Source organism: Novosphingobium mangrovisedimenti, assembly GCF_025153475.1.
In the GTDB taxonomy this organism is placed as follows: domain Bacteria; phylum Pseudomonadota; class Alphaproteobacteria; order Sphingomonadales; family Sphingomonadaceae; genus Novosphingobium; species Novosphingobium mangrovi_A.
Window position 1 is genome coordinate 419,895 of the sequence record NZ_JANZXA010000001.1, and the last position, 15,851, is coordinate 435,745.

The following is a 15,851-nucleotide window of genomic DNA, read 5'->3' on the forward strand; positions in this document are numbered from 1 at the left end:
ACGGCTCCGAGAACATTGTTCTCATAGCGAGGCGAGGTGGATCATTTCCTTGTCCCAGATCAAATTCGAGACGGGTGGCGGGGCGTCATCCTCTCCCGCGGTCCCGTCACGCTAGATCCCGGCGTACCACGCATAGGCGCCGTTATCCTCCCAGTAGCCGCCCTTCCCGCCGTAAATGCCGTCGAGAGAGGCCACTGCCTCGATGCGGGTAACGAACTTGGCGTGCTTGTAGCCGAGCTGGCGCTCGACCCGCAGGCGCAGCGGAGCGCCGTGGGCCTGTTCCAGCGGCTTGCCGTTCATGGCCCAGGCAAGGATCGTCTGCGGGTGAAAGGCATCCACCAGATCGATCGATTCATAATAGGGCCGCCCGTGATAGAGATCGGCGCAGTGGAACACGACGTACTTCGCCTGAGGCTTGAGCCCGGCGAGATCGAGCAGCGGCCCGAGGCGAGGGCCCGTCCACTGGCCGATCGCGCTCCAGCCCTCGACGCAGTCGTGCCGGGTGATCTGGGTGCGCTGGGGCATGGACCTGAGCGTATCGAGCGGCAGCGTCAGCGGCTTTTCCACCAGCCCCTCCACCCGCAATGCCCATTGCGCAAAGCCCTGCGCCAGATGCCGGCGATAGACGGGATCGGCCACTTCGCGGCTGCCATTGGCGCGAAACACGGGCGACATGTCCGCCTCGGTGAACTCGCGCGCCAGGGCATTGCGGCCGAGTGCGCGCTGGGTGGCCATATGCAGGTCTTCGGCGCCTTCCAGGGTATGGCGGAAGGCGGGATTCTCGAACAGCCTGTCGCAGCCGGACAGCAGAAGGCTGCCCGCCCCGGCGGCCCCGACGCGAATCAGGGTGCGGCGCGAGAGGATCAGGCGGCTCATACGGCTTGCTCCGGCATCTGTCCTGCGGGTGCCGGCTTTTCAGCGGGCAATCGATAACGGCCGGTGATCATCGAACGCACCTCGTTCAAGGGCCCGGCCAGCACGACCATCGCCATGTGGACGAGAAAGAACAGCACCAGCAGAAAGGCGCAGATGAAATGCACCGAACGCGCGGACTGGCGGCCGCCGAACACTTCCGCCGCCAGCGGAAACCATGCGTCGGTGCCTGGAGACATCGCCAGCCCGGTCAGGATCATCAGCGGCAGCAGGCCGAACAGCACGCCGGCATAGGCCAGCTTCTGCAGAACGTTGTACTTCAGCGCCGCCGGCCCGGTGGGGAAACGCAGGCGCGCGTGCGCCTCGATGTCGTGCCAGATATGCGACGGCCGCCATTCGGCACGGGTAATGTGGATGTCGCGCTGAATATGCCGGTTGACCAGCGACCACAGCAGATAGAGCAGCAGCCCCACCGCCAGCACCCAGGCAAAGGCCAGATGCCAGATACGCGCACCGGCAAGACTGTAGCGCGAGGGGATCGTCGCCCAGTAGGGGACCGCGCGGCGCTGCATGCGCCCGTCCTGATCCTCCCAGAGCCCGAGCACACCGGTCGTTTCGATCCGGGCATTGCCGATCTGCAGATAGCCGAACTCCTTGCCCGCCGCCCGCGCCGAGCTGATCTTCAGCCAGGGTGCGTCGTAATTCGCCCCGTATTCACCCCAGTAGAGGCGTGGGTGCGCGTTGAAGATCATCAAGCCGCTCATCAGCATGACGAGCAGGGTCCCGGCATTGATCCAGTGCCACAGGCGCGTGGAGAGGCGGTGGCGCCTGACCACTTCGCCCCCTCCGGAACGCACTGCCGGGACCGCCGCCCCGCTCATTCGTGGGTCAGCCCCGGATTGCCGCCTTCCAGCCGGATGCGCAGCGTATTCTGCACATAGGCGGTGGCGACGTACTGGCCGACCATCATCGGAAATTCGATGAGCTGCGCCTCATCCCAGCTCTGCGCGAGCACAGTCCAGGTCGCATCCGAAAGCACCTTGTCCTCCAGCAATTCCTCCACCCCGCGCAGGATCGCCGCTTCATGCGTGGTCCAGCCGGGCGCCGTCGCGCCGATGCGGGTGCGCGCGATGGTATCGTTGTCCAGCCCGACACGATAGGCGATGTTGACGTGCTGGCCCCATTCATACGGCGCACGGCACAGCCAGCCGATCCGCAGCACCGCCAGTTCGCGCTCGCGCGCGGGGATGCGGCCGCTGAACAGCACCGTGCCCATTTGCATCTGGCAGCGGAAGAGGTCGGGATGCTTGAGCACGGTGCACATGTATTCGGGCACCTCGTCTATCCGCGGCGCGCCCGCGCCGGCGCGAACCGCGTGGACCAGCTCGCGCGAGGCTTCGTCTATGTCGTCCTGCGCGACCGCATCGATGCGCGGCCGGTCGCCCACGACATGCGCCTCGCGCGCCGCGATGTCGAAACCCGGATCAAATGCCGCGGTTGCCAAAGTCATATCCGCTCCTTCATTCCCGTGTCGTTCGTTCCGGGATCGCCAGCGGTTACAGCCGTGTCCCGGTTCTATTCGCCGATCAGGTGGACAGCGATCTGCCGACGGTGCGGCATTGCCCGGTGCTCGGCAAGGTAAATCCCCTGCCAGGTGCCCAGCGCCATCCGTCCGCCGATCACCGGGATCTGCAGGTTCACGCCCGTCAGCGTCGCCTTGAGATGGGCGGGCATGTCGTCGGGCCCTTCATCGTCGTGCGCATAGTGCCCGCCCTCGGGCGCCAGGCGGTTCAGCCATGCGGCAAGGTCCGTCCGCACTTCCCTGGCCGCGTTCTCCTGAATCAGCAGAGATGCCGAGGTATGCCGGCACAGCAGCGTCAGCAAACCTTCCGCCAGGCCCGTCCCGCCGAGCCAATCTGCCATCGCTCGTGTGATATCGGTGAAGCCACGCCCCGGAGTCTCGAAGGAAAGGATGGTAGACACTTGTCTCATGGCCCGCCGATCTTGATCCCTGCCCGCACAGGTTTCAACAGGCAGCAGAACAACGAGAGGAGAAACGCGCATGGAAACCCGGTTCTGCAAGGTGGAGATCGACGGCCACGTGATGACCGTGACGATCGACCGTCCGGAGATGCGCAACGCCCTTCACGGCGAGGCGAACTTCGAACTGGGCGAGGTGTTCGACCATTTCGAGGCCGATCCGCAATTGTGGGTGGCGATCCTGACCGGAGCGGGCGACAAGGCCTTTTCCGCCGGCGCCGACCTGCGCACGCCCTCCGACAAGGACGATCCGCGCGCCTACAAGGGCATGCCGGTGCCCGAGACGGGATTTGCCGGGCTCGTCTGGCGTTTCAACCGCCGCAAGCCGGTGATCGCCGCCGTCAATGGCTTTGCCCTGGGCGGCGGGTTCGAGGCAGCGCTCGCCTGCGACGTGATCGTCGCGGCCGAAAGCGCCAGCTTCGGGCTGACCGAACCGAAAGTGGGCCTTGCCGCGCTCGGCGGCGGTATCCAGCGCATCGTGCAGGAACTCGGCCCCAAGCGCGCCCACGCCATGCTGCTGACCGCGCGCAAGGTGCCCGCCGCGCAGGCGCAGGAATGGGGCATGGTCGCGGAAGTCGTGCCGGATGCCGAACTCATGGCCTGCGCCCGGCGCTGGGCAGATGAGATCGCCGCCTGCTCACCAGCCTCGATCATCGCCACCAAGGCCGTGATGCAGTCCTACTACGACCTGGGCATGGAAGCCTCCAACCGGGAGATGTTCGCCCTGCCCGAAGTGTGCGCCATGTTCACCGGGCCCGATGCGCGCGAAGGCGGCAAGGCGCTGTTCGAAAAACGCGCGCCGGTCTGGTCCAACCCGCAATGAGCGGAGGGCCCACCGTCCTCGTCGAGCGGCAGGGGGCGATCGCGCAGGTCACGCTCAACCGCCCGGAACGCCGCAACGGCGTGACGGTGGCCATGTGCTTCGCATTTCACGAGGCCGTGTCGCGGATCGCCGGGAGCGATGCCCGCGTGCTGGTGCTGCGCGGTGCCGGGGACGACTTCTGCGTCGGTGCCGACATCGCGGCATCGCCCGAAGAGAACGCCCCGCCCACAGAGCCGGGCACCGCAACCCCCGGCGACATGGGTGCGATCTATCATGCCTCGACCCTGCTCCACACGATGCCGCAGGTAACCATCGCCGCGATCGACGGTGGATGCGCCGGTGCCGGCATGGGCTGGGCCACCGCCTGCGACCTGCGCTTCGCCACGGCCCGGGCACGGTTCTCAACGGCGTTCCTCAACGTCGGCGTCTCGGGCGACATGGGGCTGGCATGGAACCTCGCCCGCCTCGTCGGCGGCGCCAAGGCGCGCGAACTGCTGTTCTTCCCGGACCGCTTCGACGGCAGGGACGCGCTTGCCGTGGGGCTGGTCAACCGTCTCTACGAGCCCGACGTCCTGCACGCGCGAACGCGCGCGCTGGCCGAACAGCTCGCCGCGCGCGATCCGCTGGCATTGCGCCTGATGAAAGCCAACTGCGTCTCAGCCGAAACGCTGCCCATGGGCGACTACATCGAGGTCGAATCCGGGCGCCACCTGCAGACCACCAATCGCCCAGAACTGCGCCGGCTGATGGCCGAGGGATACGCCCACCGCAAAGGCAGCTAAGCGCGAGCGCACGAACGGCTCAGTCGCCCGCGATGGTCATCCCATCGACGCGGACGGTCGGGACATTGATCGCGCGATACCATTCCAGATCGTTCGCCGGGGTAAGCTGCGCGAACATGGACAGCAGGTTGCCCGCCACGGTGAATTCGGAAATCGGTCCCGCCAGTTCGCCGTCGACGATGCGTAAGCCCGTCGCGCCCCGGCTGTAGTCTCCGGTCACGCCGTTGACGCCTTGCCCGATGAGTTCGGTCACGTAGACGCCATCCTTGATGTCGGCCATCAGTTCGGCGGGCGACAGGGCACCCGCGGCCAGGTGCACGTTGCCGACCGAGACACTGGGCGCGCCGCCGCCGCTACGCGCGGCGTGACCGGTAGGCTGCATGCCGAGCTGGCGGGCCGAAGCCGAATCAAGCAGCCAGCCGGTGATGCGCCCATCCTCGACCAGATTGCGCGCGACGGTGGGAAGACCCTCGCCGTCGAACGGACGCGAACGCAGGCCGCGCGGCCTGTGCGGCTCCTCGACGATGGCGATGCCCGGCGCGAAGATCTGATCTTCCAGCTTGTCGAGCAGGAAGCTCGACCGACGGGCGATTGCGCTGCCGGACATGGCACCGATCAGGTGGCCCAGCAGCGTACCGGCAACGCGCGGGTCGAACACCACCGGCATGGCGCCGCTCTTCATCCGGCCCGAACCGATGCGGGCCACCGCGCGTTCACCGGCAAGCGTACCGATCTCCGCCGCCGGCGGCAGGTCCGCCTTGTGATGGGCCGATCGCCATGCGCTGTCGCGCTGCTTGTCCGATCCCTCGCCGCCCACGATCGACACGCTCAGCGAGTGGCTGGTCGAGCCATAGCCGCCCGCGAAACCGTGGCTGGTGGCAAGCGCGAAAACGCCCGTACCGGCACTGGCCGACGAGCCATCCGAATTGGTGACGCCAGCGATGGCGCGCGCGGCGTCTTCCGCTTCCTCGGCCATGGCCCGCAGCGTCTGCGGGCTGGGTTCGGAGGCATCGACGAGATCGAGAACGGGCCAGTGGCCGCTGACCAGAAGCTCCTGCGGGGCAAGGCCGGCATAGGCGTCCTCGGGCGCGGCGCGCGCCATGTCGATGGCTCGCGCCGCCAGCTCGTCGAGCGCCTGCGGCGAAAGGTCGGAAGAGCCGATGCTCGCCGAACGGCGCCCGGCGAAGACGCGCAGCGCCATGTGCTCGCTTTCGGAACGCTCCACGTCCTCCAGCTTGCCGAGCCGGATCTGGATACCTTCGGACGAATTGGCCCCATAGACGGCATCGGCCGCATCGGCGCCCACGCGGCGCGCGCGCTCGATCAGGTCCTGCGCGCGATCGCTGGCCTGTTCCGGACTGAGCATGTGAAACGCAACTCCCTGATCACCACGCCCCGCAAGACCCGGGCATGCAATCGGAATGCCCTAATCGCCACATGCACGAAGGGCAAATGCCAGTTGCAAGGATTGGTCTTCGACCGTTGCGCCGAACGACCTTCCCCGAAAATCAGGTAAAGGCGAGCGCGAGCCCCTTGAACAGGGCCGTCAGCGCAAACGGCAACCCGATCGCAAGCCCCCACAGGAACAGCCGGTCGCGCTTGTAGTAGGGGGCGAGCCCGGGATCGTGGGCCTGATCGTCGGTAAGCCGGTTCCAGCGCGATTCGAAACGGCGACAGGCCGGAATGATGGCAATGACGAGGATCACGAGGGCAAGATAGGGGAGCAACGATCCGCCGTGGGCCTTGAGCGCGCCAATGGTTACGAAGATCTGCAAGGCCGTATAGACCAGCAGCGCGTAAGCGATGTGATCGCTCATCTTTCGGCGCCAGTCCGTCTTCATGCCATCCAGTACCGCGCCCCGACGCATCGTGCCATGGTTGGTATTGTTGCTCATCAGGCGACTCTCCCTCGTCCGACAGGGCGGAACTAAACCACCTAAATGCGATTCGATCAAGCTGGGTTCGATTTTCTGCAAGTGCGAAGAAGAGATTAACACCTCTTGCGCCCGACTCATGCACGAAACCTGCCAAATTACCCGGCCAGACGGATTGCCGGCTTGCCGTCGCCCCGCCGGCTGCGTAAACCTCACAGGGATGACGGGAACGACTGATCTCATGCAGGAACGAAGCGACGCGGTCGCGGGTGCCTCGCTGGTTGCCGAACGTGGCGGACTCGAAGTCATTTCGATCGCCAAGAGCTATGACAAGCGCGCCGTGCTCACCGACATCTCGCTGTCGGTGGCCAAGGGCGAAGTGCTGGGCCTGCTGGGCCCCAACGGCGCCGGCAAGACAACCTGCTTCTATTCGATCATGGGCCTGGTGCGCCCGGACTCGGGCCGTATCCTGATGGACGGCATCGATGTCACCCGCCTGCCGATGTACCGCCGCGCGATCCTGGGGCTGGGCTACCTGCCGCAGGAGACCTCGATCTTCCGGGGCATGACCGTCGAGCAGAACATCAACGCGGTCCTCGAACTCAACGAACCGGACACGCAGGTGCGCCAGGGCGAGCTGGAACGGCTGCTCGACGAATTCGGGCTTACGCGCCTGCGCTCCAGTCCGGCGATGGCCCTTTCGGGCGGTGAACGCCGCCGCTGCGAAATCGCGCGCGCGCTGGCCGCTAAACCTTCGATCATGCTGCTCGACGAGCCGTTCGCCGGCATCGACCCGCTGTCCATCGCCGACATTCGCGACCTCGTGCGCGACCTCAAGAACCGCGGCATCGGCGTGCTGATCACCGATCACAACGTGCGCGAAACGCTCGACATCGTCGACCGCGCCTGCATCATCTACGGTGGCCAGGTGCTCTTTTCCGGTGGCCCCGAAGCGCTTGTCGCCGACGAGAACGTACGCCGCCTCTATCTCGGCGAGGGCTTCACGTTGTGATTCTCGCGAGGGGGGGGCTTCATTCCGGTGCATCGGGCCCTGCGCAAGCCGCGTACCCGGCCTGCGCCCGGCACGGCGGCCTGCCCTTCCCGCCGAAGGGCCGGTGCGGACGGACGGACTGACCGATGGCGCTCGGGCCTCGCCTAGATCTCAGGCAAAGCCAGTCGCTGGTCATGACGCCGCAGCTCCAGCAGGCGATCAAGCTGCTGGCGCTGTCCAACCTCGAGATCGAAGCCTTCATCGGTGAATCGCTCGAAGCCAATCCGCTGCTGGACGTCGATGCAAAGCCCCCCGAGACAGTGGCCGAAACGGCGGACATGCCTGAAGAGGCCCGCCGCACCACGCTGGAAGGCTCCCCCGTCGACCAGCTGATCGGCGAGGGCCGTGCCTCCGACGACCGGCCGCTCGACATCGATCGCAATGCGCTCGACATCGAACGCGACACCGGCGATGGCCAGCGCGCGACCGACGATGCGGCCTGGGGCTCCGACCTGCGCGGGGGCGGCGGCGAGGAAGGTCCGGGAATCGACGAACGCCCCGGCGGCAGCGAAACGCTGGCAGAGCACCTGGATGCACAGGTCGGCGCGGTGACCGGCGACATCCGGATCGCCGGGATTGCCCGCTACATCATCGGCCAGCTCGACGAATCCGGCTATCTCCCGGCCACGCTGGACGAACTGGCAGAGGATCTGGGCATCGAGGTCGACGAGGTGGAACAGGGCCTTGCCGTAGTCCAGTCGCTCGAACCCACGGGGGTTGGCGCGCGCACCCTGTCCGAATGCATCGCCCTGCAGGCGAAAGAGGCCGACCGCTATGACCCTTGCATGGCGAAGCTGATCGACAATCTCGACCTGATCGGTCGCGGCGATCTTGCGCGGCTCAAGCGCATGTGCGGCGTCGACGACGAAGACTTCGCCGACATGCTTTCCGAACTGCGCGGATACGATCCCAAGCCCGGCCTGCGCTACGGCGGCGAGCCGAGCGGCGCGGTGACCCCCGACATCCTGGTGACGCCGCGCGCCGACGGGGGCTGGGACATCACCCTCAACCAGGCCACACTGCCGCGCCTGATCGTCAACCGCGGCTACTATGTCGAGGTCAAGGGCACGTGCGACGACAAGGCCTCGCGCGCGTGGCTCTCGGAAAAGCTCGCGGACGCCAACTGGCTGATCAAGGCTCTCGACCAGCGGCAGAAGACCATCCTCAAGGTCGCAACCGAGCTGGTAAAGCAACAGGACGGCTTCTTCCGCCACGGCGTCTCGCATCTGAAGCCGCTGACGCTGCGCGCCGTGGCCGAAGCGATCGGCATGCACGAATCGACGGTCAGCCGCGTCACCTCGAACAAGTTCCTCAATTGTCCGCGCGGCACCTACGAGCTGAAATATTTCTTCAGCTCAGGCGTGGCATCGGCCAGCGGCGAAGGCGGTGCTTCCGCCGAAGCCGTCAAGGCAGCGATCAAGCAGCTCATCGATGCCGAGGACCCCAAGGCGATCCTGTCGGACGACGCGCTGGTCGAACTGCTCAAGGGCAAGGGCTTCGAACTCGCGCGCAGGACCGTCGCCAAGTATCGTGAAGCGATCGGTCTGGGCAGTTCCGTACAGCGCCGCCGGCAGAAAGCCCTCGCCGCGGCACGCTGAATTTGCATTCAGCATTGATTCAGCCGCCGGAACGCGTCCGGCGCAATTCCACGAGTCATCACGAAATTAAGCATGGTTATTATAACCATGTCCGTCCATATCCTTGTTTTCCTTAGTAAAAATTTATTCCCAACCAAAATGATTGTGTTACGCTTCCTGCCATGAACCGAGCTGGGCCTGCGGCAAACCGCAGGGAAACGGCCAACAGTGGAGAGGATGCCCATGTCTTATATCGATGGGAATACCGGCAACGGCCGCAAGGTGCTGACCGGCGGCACCGTTGCGCTGATACAGGCCGGACTTGCCCTGGCGCTCATCAACGGGTTCGCCGTCCACTTCATCAAGGAAGAGCGACCGGCGCCGCCCGTAGGCGTGAACATCCCGCTTCCGCCAGTGCCGCAGCCGAGCGAGGAGCCCACGGTCCAGCCGGAACAGCCCGTGGCGAAGGATACCTTCATCGACACACCGGTGCCCCCGATCCCGACACCGAGCACACCGCCGATCGAGATCGCCCAGCGGCAGCAATCGCTGTCGGCCGGAGACCTGACGGACTTCACCTTCATCCCGCCGGTTGCCCCTGCCGAACCGCCAGCCCGTTTCGCACCGCAATCGGCAAAACCGCGAGGCGACATGGCGCAGTGGGTCACGACCGACGATTATCCCACGCGCGACATTCGCGCCGGACACACCGGTGCCGTCGGCTTCCGCCTCGCCATCGACGCCAGCGGCCGGGTGACCGACTGCACCATCATCAAGTCGAGCGGCTATGCCGGGCTCGACGACGCCACCTGCCGCAACGTGACGAAGCGCGCCCGCTTCGAAGCCGCGACCAACGAGGCCGGAGAGAGAGTGGCCGGCAGCTATTCGGGAATGATCCGCTGGGTCATCCCGAGGGACTGACCGCCCGGCACCGAACAGGAATATCCCATTGCGGCCATATCCCCGCCGCATGGCCGGAGCGGCGCCAACCGCGCCTGTCCCAAAGCCGCTCCGGTCACCCGTTTCGCAAGACGCGCCCGCATGGGCGGCTGACGCCTGCCCTTTCCCGGGTTCATTCCGGGAAAGGGCCTTTTCCTGATCGCATCGCGTCAGGACCTAGCCCAGCAACGATGCCTTCACGCCATCGATGACGTATTGCGCTGCGAGCGCGGCCAGCAGCACGCCCAGCAGCCGGGTGATGACCGCCTCGACCTTGTCGCCCAGCACTTTCATCAGCGGCCCGGCCGCTGCCAGGGCGAGGAAGCTCAGCACCATGACCGACAGCATCGCCGCCAGCACAACAACGGTCTGCTCGAAGCCGCGGGCGCGGCTCATCAAGAGCATGATCGTTGCGATCGAACCGGGGCCGGCCAGCATCGGCATGGCCATCGGGAAGATCGAGACATCCTCCACTTCCGGCGTTTCCGCGTGCTGCGCGATGATCTTCTCGGCGCGTTCCTCGCGGCGCTGGGTGCGCTTCTCGAAGACCATCTCGACGGCGATCATGAACAGCATGATGCCGCCGGCAATGCGGAAGGCATCCAGTTCGACATGCAGCGCACCGAGCAACTGCTTGCCGAACAACGCGAAGACCACGAGGATCATGGCCGCGATCACACAGGCTCGCGCGGCCATGATGACGGCCTGGCGCCGGCTCGCCTCTGCCGAAAGCCCGGCGTAGATCGGCGCGCATCCCGGCGGGTCGATCACCACGAACAGGGTGATGAATGCGGAAAGATAGAGACTGAGCATCGCGCCGCTATTCTGCCTGTCCGGCGACCGACAGCGACAACACTTCGGTCATTTCGCCACCCTTGCGCAGCGACACCGAAAGCGTGCGCGCGTTGTTCGCCTCCACATGGTAGGTCCAGTTCAGGGTGTCGTCGTCGGACCGGCCGCCACCGTCCATGCCTGCCTCGCGGCGCCTTTCCCTGTTCGCCTCGGGCTTTTCCGGACGCGGGCCCGCACCCCGCGCGGGGCAATCGGCAACCGAGGCGGAAAGCATGTCGGGCTGCTCCAGCGGCTCGCTCAGTGCATCCCCCTGATCGAGCACCCAGCGGTAGTCGCCTTTCTTCTGCTGGCGCCAGATCGTGGTGAAGTACCCGAACGTGCCGTCCGGCCGCTGCCACGCCCCCTTGGTCACGCCGAGCGTGCCGTCGCAGCTCATCCAGACCTGGTACGGCTCCCACTCCACCGAGACGGGCGGGTCCTTGCGGCCCCTGAGCCATTCCCTGGCCATGACAGGACCGGGCGCGAACATGACGGCTTCATCGTCCGCGTAGTCGCGAAAGGCCGTCCACTGCCCCTTTTCCTTCGCCTCGCGGGCAAAGGCGATTTCGGCGGCGATCAGGGCGCTGGGATTGGCCGTGCCGACACCCGGACGGCGACCACGCCTTTCCGCGTCCGCCGGCGCGGCAAGCGACGCTGCGGCAGCAGCCATCAGCAGGACCGCCCCCAGACGCTTCAAAGCGCGCCCTCCTCCAGCGCGATCCCGGCATTGCGGTGCGCGGCGACGACGGTGTTGCGCAGCAGAACCGCGATGGTCATCGGCCCGACACCACCGGGCACCGGGGTAATCGCACCGGCGACCTCGGCCGCGGACGCAAAATCGACATCGCCCACCAGCTTCGTCTTGCCTTCCTCGGCAGCGGGCACGCGGTTGATGCCGACGTCGATCACGGTCGCGCCCGGCTTGAGCCAGTCGCCCTTGACCATCTCGGGCCGGCCGACCGCGGCCACCACGATGTCGGCGCGGCGCACGACGGCGGGCAGGTCCTTGGTGCGGCTGTGCGCCACGGTCACCGTGCAGCTTTCGGCAATGAGAAGCTGCGCCATCGGCTTGCCGACGATGTTCGAGCGACCGATCACCACGGCATCGAGGCCCGACAGCGAACCCAGCTTGTCCTTGAGCAGCATCACGCAGCCCAGCGGCGTGCAGGGCACGAAGCCCGGCAGACCCGTCGCGAGGCGCCCGACATTGACGACATGGAAGCCGTCGACGTCCTTGTCCGGGTCGATCGTCGCGATCACCTTCTGCTCGTTCATGTGCGACGGCAGCGGAAGCTGGACGAGAATGCCGTCGACCGCCGGATCAGCATTGAGCCGCTCGACCAGCGCCAGCAGGTCTGCCTCGTTGGTATCGGCGGGCAGCTTGTGCTCGAAGCTTTCCATGCCGCAGGCAACGGTCTGCTTGCCCTTGTTGCGCACATAGACCTGGCTTGCCGGGTCCTCGCCCACCAGCACCACGGCCAGCCCGGCCTTGCGCCCGGCCATGGCCTCGAAATCCGCAGCCACTTCGGCAACGCGCGCGCGCAGATCCTGCGCGAAGGCCTTGCCGTCGATGATGTCTGCTTTCGTCATCGTGTCCACCATCAGTAGAAGGCTATCGCCAGATTGCGCAGGATGATGCCCAGGATCGTCAGTCCGATGATCAGCACCATCGGCGAAAAGTCGATCGCACCGGTATTGGGCATCATACGCCGGATCGGCCGCAGCATCGGATCGAGAATGGCATTCAGCGCATGCCAGACCGCCGCCACGAACTGGTTGTGCATGTTGACCACGTTGAATGCGATGAGCAGGCCCAGCACGAACTGCACGATCACCACGAAGACGATGATGTTGATCAGGTACTGGACGATCTCGTAGAGGGTGGCGAACAGCAAGACCTGCTCCTTTCCTGATGGCGGCCGACCTCAGGCCGATGTTGGCCGCGCTGATAGCCGAGCAGGCGCCGCCCCGGCAAGGGTGCGCTCCACAGTCGGCCGACAGGCTTCGACGAAGACTATTGCGGGATGAGCGTGGAGGTTCGCTCGATCCGCCAGTTGAGCTGTTCCTCGCTGGCGCCGGGCACGTCGTTGACGCGCCGCAGGACGATGGTGCCACGCTTCGACGGGCGGCCATCCGCGAAGTCGACCACGATCGGCGCCTCGTAATAGAGCGAGCCCGCCGCGCCTTCGGTATCGCCCTTGCCCACCGCGATCTTCGGGCTGGCCTGGCCGCCGAATTCGGCCTGCAGCTTTTCCGGCGTCATCTGTGCATCGAGGCTCCAGGCCCTGGCCGCATCAATCCAGTCGCCGACGCGCAGGGCATTGGTGTAGTAGCGCAGCAACCGTTCGGGATCGCGGCGCTCGACCAGCGCAGCCATGTCCAGCCCCGCGGCGATCCCGGCGCTGGCCGCCGCCGAGGCATCGACCGTGGGCAGCGGCGCGGGTTCGGACACAACCGCTTCGGTCGCCTCCCCGCTCGCTTCGCCGGTCATTTCAGGAGCCGGCGGATTCTGGTCACATGCCGCAAGCAGCAGCACGCTGCCGGAAAGCGTGGTCGCGAGCATGGCCCTGATGGCAGCATTGATGCGCATGTGACTTGAGATACCTTTCAGCTCGTGGGTCCTCTCACATGGATGTCTGGCCTGCGCGGATCAACGTGCCGGCGCCTTCCTGCGTGAATATTTCCAGCAACATGGCATGCGATACCCGTCCGTCAAGCACAACGGCCGCCTCGCACCCGGCCTCGACCGCGTGGATGCAGGTATCCAGCTTGGGGATCATGCCACCCGAGATCGTGCCGTCCTGCCTGAGCCGCCCGATGTCGGCAGGCCTGAGATCGGTCAGCAGGTTGCCCTGCTTGTCGAGCACCCCGTGAACGTCGGTCAGCAGAAACAGGCGCGCCGCGCCAAGCGCCGCGGCGATGGCGCCGGCCATGGTATCGGCATTGACGTTGTAGGTCTCTCCATCCGCGCCCGGCGCGATGGGGGCGATCACCGGGATCATGCCGGCGGCCGAAATGGTTTCGATCACCGAGGTATCGATCTTGTCGGGCTCGCCGACGAAGCCGAGGTCGACGACCTGCTCGATCAGGCTGTCCGGGTCTTTCTTGGTGCGCTGGACCTTGCGGGCAGTGACCATGCCGCCGTCCTTGCCCGAAATGCCCATGGCCTTGCCGCCAGCCTTGGCAATCCAGCCGACGATCTCCTTGTTGATCGCGCCGGACAGGACCATCTCGGCCACTTCCGCCGTCGCCTTGTCGGTGACGCGCAGCCCGTCGACGAACTGGCTTTCGATCCCGGCCTTCTTGAGCATGGCCCCGATCTGCGGCCCGCCGCCGTGGACCACGACCGGGTTGATGCCGACCGCTTTCAGCAGCACGACGTCCTCGGCAAAATCATGCGCCAGTTCGGGATCGCCCATCGCGTGGCCGCCGTACTTCACCACGAAAGTGCTGCCCGCGTATCGCTGCATGTAGGGCAGCGCATCGACGAGAGTTTCGGCCTTGGCGAGAAGAGCGGGATCGTGCGGATTCGGCATGCTCTGCGCTTTAGACCCCTCGGCGCGGATTTGAAGAGGTTTTCGGGGAGTTTTTCCGACTTCCCCCGGGGCCCGGCACAAGTCCATACCCAGGCGGAACCCGGGGGCGCAGGCCGAAGCGCCCCGGACGACAACCGGATTTCGAAGGAGCGGGGATATGAAGTGGCGGATCGCGGTGGCGGCATTGATGCTCGCAGGGTGCGGCAAACAGGCGGACAGCCCGCCCTCGGCGCCACCGACAAGCTACCTGATCCGGAAGGCCGATCTCTATCGCACCGAGCCCGGCGACATCTGCCGGACGAGGGATTCCACGTTCCTGCAGAACCTGATCCTGCGCATCAGCGCCGCGCTGCCGCCGGGCAGCACGGGGTTCGATTTCGAGGACTTCGATGCCCGCGCCGTGGCCGATGACGGCAAGGGCATGGAGGCCGTGCTGCGCTTCCGCTCCAGCGCACCGGACGGACACGCGCAGATGATGTACGCGGCGGGGCCATTCGATCCGGCCACCTGCACCGTCGGTCCGATGACCGGCGGCATCGGCACGGATCCCCATGCCGCGGCTGCCATGCAGACCTTCAGTGTCGATGGGCCGAAGGCAACTTCGTGAAGGCGGGGGGCGCGCCTGCATAGCGCGTCCTCGCCAGAGGATGGCCTAGGACGGATCGACATTCAGCCCTGACGGCCTGCAAATGGCGCTTTTCCGCGCTTCCGGTGCTCACGTACTAAAAGTACGCTGCGCTCCGGATCCCGTAAAAACACCATTTTCGGCTCGCCATCTTCTGAATGTCGATCCGTCCTAGGCGTCGAGCCGCCGTCCGAGCTTCACGAAGAACCAGATGAACGGCGGAACCATGATCGTGGAAAGCACGAGCTTGGAAATGATCTGACCTTCCATGATCGAGACGATCGGCAGGTCCTGCCCGACGAAGGATATGGTGATGAACAGCACCGTATCGACAACCTGAGACAACAGGCTGGCGACCCATGCGCGCAACAGTAGCAGGCCGCTACGTTCGTCCCCCAGCTTCTCTCCCGCCAGTTTCGAGAACAGGTAGACGTTGAGCGTCTGCGAGACGCCGTAGGAGACCAGACCGGCGAACTGCATCCGCGCGCCCTGCCCCAGCAGGCGGGCGAATGCCTCCTGATCGTTCCAGAACGGCGCGGGCGGAACCACGCGGATCACGAAAGTCAGCAGCAGCATCGAGACGATCAGCGGGATGAAGCCGAAACGCACCAACCGGTTTGCCGCGTTCTTTCCGTGCAGCTCGGCAACCGCGCTCGACAGTACGACCAGAAGCAGGAACGCGAATATCCCGGACTCGACGGCGAGATCGCCCAGCATCGGCCAGTGGCCGAGCGACGCGAGCTTGGTGCCCAGCACGCCAGCCAGCACGACCAGCCCCCCATAGAGCAGCGAGAAGACGAACAGCGAGCGGGAAATGACGGGTGCGGGAGCTGAAGCCTGATTCATGACCATGCTCTAACCGGCCCGAGACAAATGCACTAGCCGTCTTGCACCCGCCTC

Annotated in this window: 19 protein-coding genes; 6 read left to right on the forward strand and 13 right to left on the reverse strand. The window is 65.8% G+C overall.

The genetic code is table 11. The features are described 5' to 3' along the window. Positions 1–111: 111 nt before the first annotated feature. The 4 genes from NZK81_RS02230 to NZK81_RS02245 form a co-directional block, all read right to left on the reverse strand. Entirely contained in the window at positions 112–876 is a 765-nt protein-coding gene (locus tag NZK81_RS02230) for a molybdopterin-dependent oxidoreductase (RefSeq protein WP_260043480.1), read from the reverse strand. Further along, positions 873–1,754 (reverse strand): cytochrome b/b6 domain-containing protein, encoded by an 882-nt coding sequence (locus NZK81_RS02235; RefSeq protein WP_260043481.1) that lies wholly within the window; start codon positions 1,752–1,754, stop codon positions 873–875. The genes NZK81_RS02230 and NZK81_RS02235 overlap by 4 nt, the downstream gene beginning before the upstream one ends. Then, a complete protein-coding gene (locus NZK81_RS02240; RefSeq protein WP_260043482.1) occupies positions 1,751–2,383 on the reverse strand; it encodes a carboxymuconolactone decarboxylase family protein in 633 nt (210 codons plus the stop codon). Before NZK81_RS02240 ends, NZK81_RS02235 begins: the two co-directional genes overlap by 4 nt. Before the next feature lie 65 nt (positions 2,384–2,448). Further along, a complete protein-coding gene (locus NZK81_RS02245; protein WP_260043484.1) occupies positions 2,449–2,865 on the reverse strand; it encodes a secondary thiamine-phosphate synthase enzyme YjbQ in 417 nt (138 codons plus the stop codon). Positions 2,866–2,935: 70 nt separating this feature from the next. Between NZK81_RS02245 and NZK81_RS02250 the strand changes: the two genes are divergently transcribed. Next, the gene (locus NZK81_RS02250; RefSeq protein WP_260043485.1) at positions 2,936–3,736 is read left to right on the forward strand and encodes an enoyl-CoA hydratase-related protein; all 801 of its coding nucleotides are present in this window, start codon (positions 2,936–2,938) and stop codon (positions 3,734–3,736) included. Continuing rightward, entirely contained in the window at positions 3,733–4,518 is a 786-nt protein-coding gene (locus tag NZK81_RS02255; RefSeq protein ID WP_260043486.1) for an enoyl-CoA hydratase/isomerase family protein, read from the forward strand. Before NZK81_RS02250 ends, NZK81_RS02255 begins: the two co-directional genes overlap by 4 nt. 19 nt (positions 4,519–4,537) lie before the next feature. Here NZK81_RS02255 and NZK81_RS02260 read toward each other — a convergent pair whose 3' ends face one another. Then, positions 4,538–5,884, reverse strand: coding sequence for a TldD/PmbA family protein (locus NZK81_RS02260; RefSeq protein WP_260043487.1), 1,347 nt, complete (start codon positions 5,882–5,884; stop codon positions 4,538–4,540). A gap of 142 nt (positions 5,885–6,026) precedes the next feature. After that, positions 6,027–6,413, reverse strand: a complete 387-nt coding sequence (locus NZK81_RS02265) for a hypothetical protein (RefSeq protein ID WP_260043488.1) — start codon at positions 6,411–6,413, stop codon at positions 6,027–6,029. A 220-nt stretch (positions 6,414–6,633) separates the two neighbouring features. On the opposite strand from NZK81_RS02265, the gene lptB reads away from it, so the two are divergent. The 3 genes from lptB (at position 6,634) to NZK81_RS02280 (ending at position 9,941) form a co-directional block, all read left to right on the forward strand. Beyond that, a complete protein-coding gene (gene lptB, locus NZK81_RS02270) occupies positions 6,634–7,404 on the forward strand; it encodes an LPS export ABC transporter ATP-binding protein (protein ID WP_260043489.1) in 771 nt (256 codons plus the stop codon). 125 nt (positions 7,405–7,529) lie between these two features. Continuing rightward, on the forward strand, positions 7,530–9,041 hold the full coding sequence (gene rpoN / locus NZK81_RS02275) for an RNA polymerase factor sigma-54 (RefSeq protein WP_260043490.1): 1,512 nt from the start codon (positions 7,530–7,532) through the stop codon (positions 9,039–9,041). A 222-nt stretch (positions 9,042–9,263) separates the two neighbouring features. Further along, positions 9,264–9,941 carry an energy transducer TonB gene (locus NZK81_RS02280; RefSeq protein ID WP_260043491.1) on the forward strand — a complete coding sequence of 226 codons (678 nt, stop codon included), beginning with the start codon at positions 9,264–9,266 and terminating at the stop codon, positions 9,939–9,941. 195 nt (positions 9,942–10,136) lie between these two features. On the opposite strand, the gene NZK81_RS02285 is transcribed toward NZK81_RS02280, so the two are convergent. The 6 genes from NZK81_RS02285 to argB form a co-directional block, all read right to left on the reverse strand. Next, the gene (locus NZK81_RS02285) at positions 10,137–10,772 is read right to left on the reverse strand and encodes a MarC family protein (protein ID WP_260043492.1); all 636 of its coding nucleotides are present in this window, start codon (positions 10,770–10,772) and stop codon (positions 10,137–10,139) included. Positions 10,773–10,779: 7 nt separating this feature from the next. Next, complete coding sequence (locus NZK81_RS02290; protein ID WP_260043494.1) at positions 10,780–11,487, reverse strand: hypothetical protein; 708 nt, start codon at positions 11,485–11,487, stop codon at positions 10,780–10,782. Beyond that, positions 11,484–12,380: a bifunctional methylenetetrahydrofolate dehydrogenase/methenyltetrahydrofolate cyclohydrolase FolD gene (folD, locus tag NZK81_RS02295; RefSeq protein WP_260043496.1), complete on the reverse strand. Its 897-nt coding sequence runs from the start codon at positions 12,378–12,380 to the stop codon at positions 11,484–11,486. The genes NZK81_RS02290 and folD overlap by 4 nt, the downstream gene beginning before the upstream one ends. An 11-nt stretch (positions 12,381–12,391) precedes the next feature. After that, positions 12,392–12,685 carry a YggT family protein gene (locus tag NZK81_RS02300; protein WP_260043498.1) on the reverse strand — a complete coding sequence of 98 codons (294 nt, stop codon included), beginning with the start codon at positions 12,683–12,685 and terminating at the stop codon, positions 12,392–12,394. 119 nt (positions 12,686–12,804) lie between these two features. Continuing rightward, positions 12,805–13,380 carry a hypothetical protein gene (locus NZK81_RS02305; RefSeq protein ID WP_260043500.1) on the reverse strand — a complete coding sequence of 192 codons (576 nt, stop codon included), beginning with the start codon at positions 13,378–13,380 and terminating at the stop codon, positions 12,805–12,807. Between the two features lie 34 nt (positions 13,381–13,414). Beyond that, a complete protein-coding gene (argB, locus tag NZK81_RS02310) occupies positions 13,415–14,326 on the reverse strand; it encodes an acetylglutamate kinase (RefSeq protein ID WP_260043502.1) in 912 nt (303 codons plus the stop codon). 157 nt (positions 14,327–14,483) lie between these two features. Between argB and NZK81_RS02315 the strand changes: the two genes are divergently transcribed. Next, on the forward strand, positions 14,484–14,933 hold the full coding sequence (locus NZK81_RS02315) for a hypothetical protein (RefSeq protein WP_260043504.1): 450 nt from the start codon (positions 14,484–14,486) through the stop codon (positions 14,931–14,933). A 189-nt stretch (positions 14,934–15,122) separates the two neighbouring features. On the opposite strand, the gene NZK81_RS02320 is transcribed toward NZK81_RS02315, so the two are convergent. Continuing rightward, on the reverse strand, positions 15,123–15,797 hold the full coding sequence (locus NZK81_RS02320; protein WP_260043506.1) for a queuosine precursor transporter: 675 nt from the start codon (positions 15,795–15,797) through the stop codon (positions 15,123–15,125). Positions 15,798–15,851: the final 54 nt, after the last annotated feature.

Coding starts and splice junctions, on each gene's coding strand:
- NZK81_RS02230 (WP_260043480.1), bottom strand. CDS start 876: ATGAGCCGCCTGATCCTCTCGCGCCGCACCCTGATTCGCGTCGGGGCC.
- NZK81_RS02235 (WP_260043481.1), bottom strand. CDS start 1,754: ATGAGCGGGGCGGCGGTCCCGGCAGTGCGTTCCGGAGGGGGCGAAGTG.
- NZK81_RS02240 (WP_260043482.1), bottom strand. CDS start 2,383: ATGACTTTGGCAACCGCGGCATTTGATCCGGGTTTCGACATCGCGGCG.
- NZK81_RS02245 (WP_260043484.1), bottom strand. CDS start 2,865: ATGAGACAAGTGTCTACCATCCTTTCCTTCGAGACTCCGGGGCGTGGC.
- NZK81_RS02250 (WP_260043485.1), top strand. CDS start 2,936: ATGGAAACCCGGTTCTGCAAGGTGGAGATCGACGGCCACGTGATGACC.
- NZK81_RS02255 (WP_260043486.1), top strand. CDS start 3,733: ATGAGCGGAGGGCCCACCGTCCTCGTCGAGCGGCAGGGGGCGATCGCG.
- NZK81_RS02260 (WP_260043487.1), bottom strand. CDS start 5,884: ATGCTCAGTCCGGAACAGGCCAGCGATCGCGCGCAGGACCTGATCGAG.
- NZK81_RS02265 (WP_260043488.1), bottom strand. CDS start 6,413: ATGAGCAACAATACCAACCATGGCACGATGCGTCGGGGCGCGGTACTG.
- lptB (WP_260043489.1), top strand. CDS start 6,634: ATGCAGGAACGAAGCGACGCGGTCGCGGGTGCCTCGCTGGTTGCCGAA.
- rpoN (WP_260043490.1), top strand. CDS start 7,530: ATGGCGCTCGGGCCTCGCCTAGATCTCAGGCAAAGCCAGTCGCTGGTC.
- NZK81_RS02280 (WP_260043491.1), top strand. CDS start 9,264: ATGTCTTATATCGATGGGAATACCGGCAACGGCCGCAAGGTGCTGACC.
- NZK81_RS02285 (WP_260043492.1), bottom strand. CDS start 10,772: ATGCTCAGTCTCTATCTTTCCGCATTCATCACCCTGTTCGTGGTGATC.
- folD (WP_260043496.1), bottom strand. CDS start 12,380: ATGACGAAAGCAGACATCATCGACGGCAAGGCCTTCGCGCAGGATCTG.
- NZK81_RS02305 (WP_260043500.1), bottom strand. CDS start 13,380: ATGCGCATCAATGCTGCCATCAGGGCCATGCTCGCGACCACGCTTTCC.
- argB (WP_260043502.1), bottom strand. CDS start 14,326: ATGCCGAATCCGCACGATCCCGCTCTTCTCGCCAAGGCCGAAACTCTC.
- NZK81_RS02315 (WP_260043504.1), top strand. CDS start 14,484: ATGAAGTGGCGGATCGCGGTGGCGGCATTGATGCTCGCAGGGTGCGGC.
- NZK81_RS02320 (WP_260043506.1), bottom strand. CDS start 15,797: ATGAATCAGGCTTCAGCTCCCGCACCCGTCATTTCCCGCTCGCTGTTC.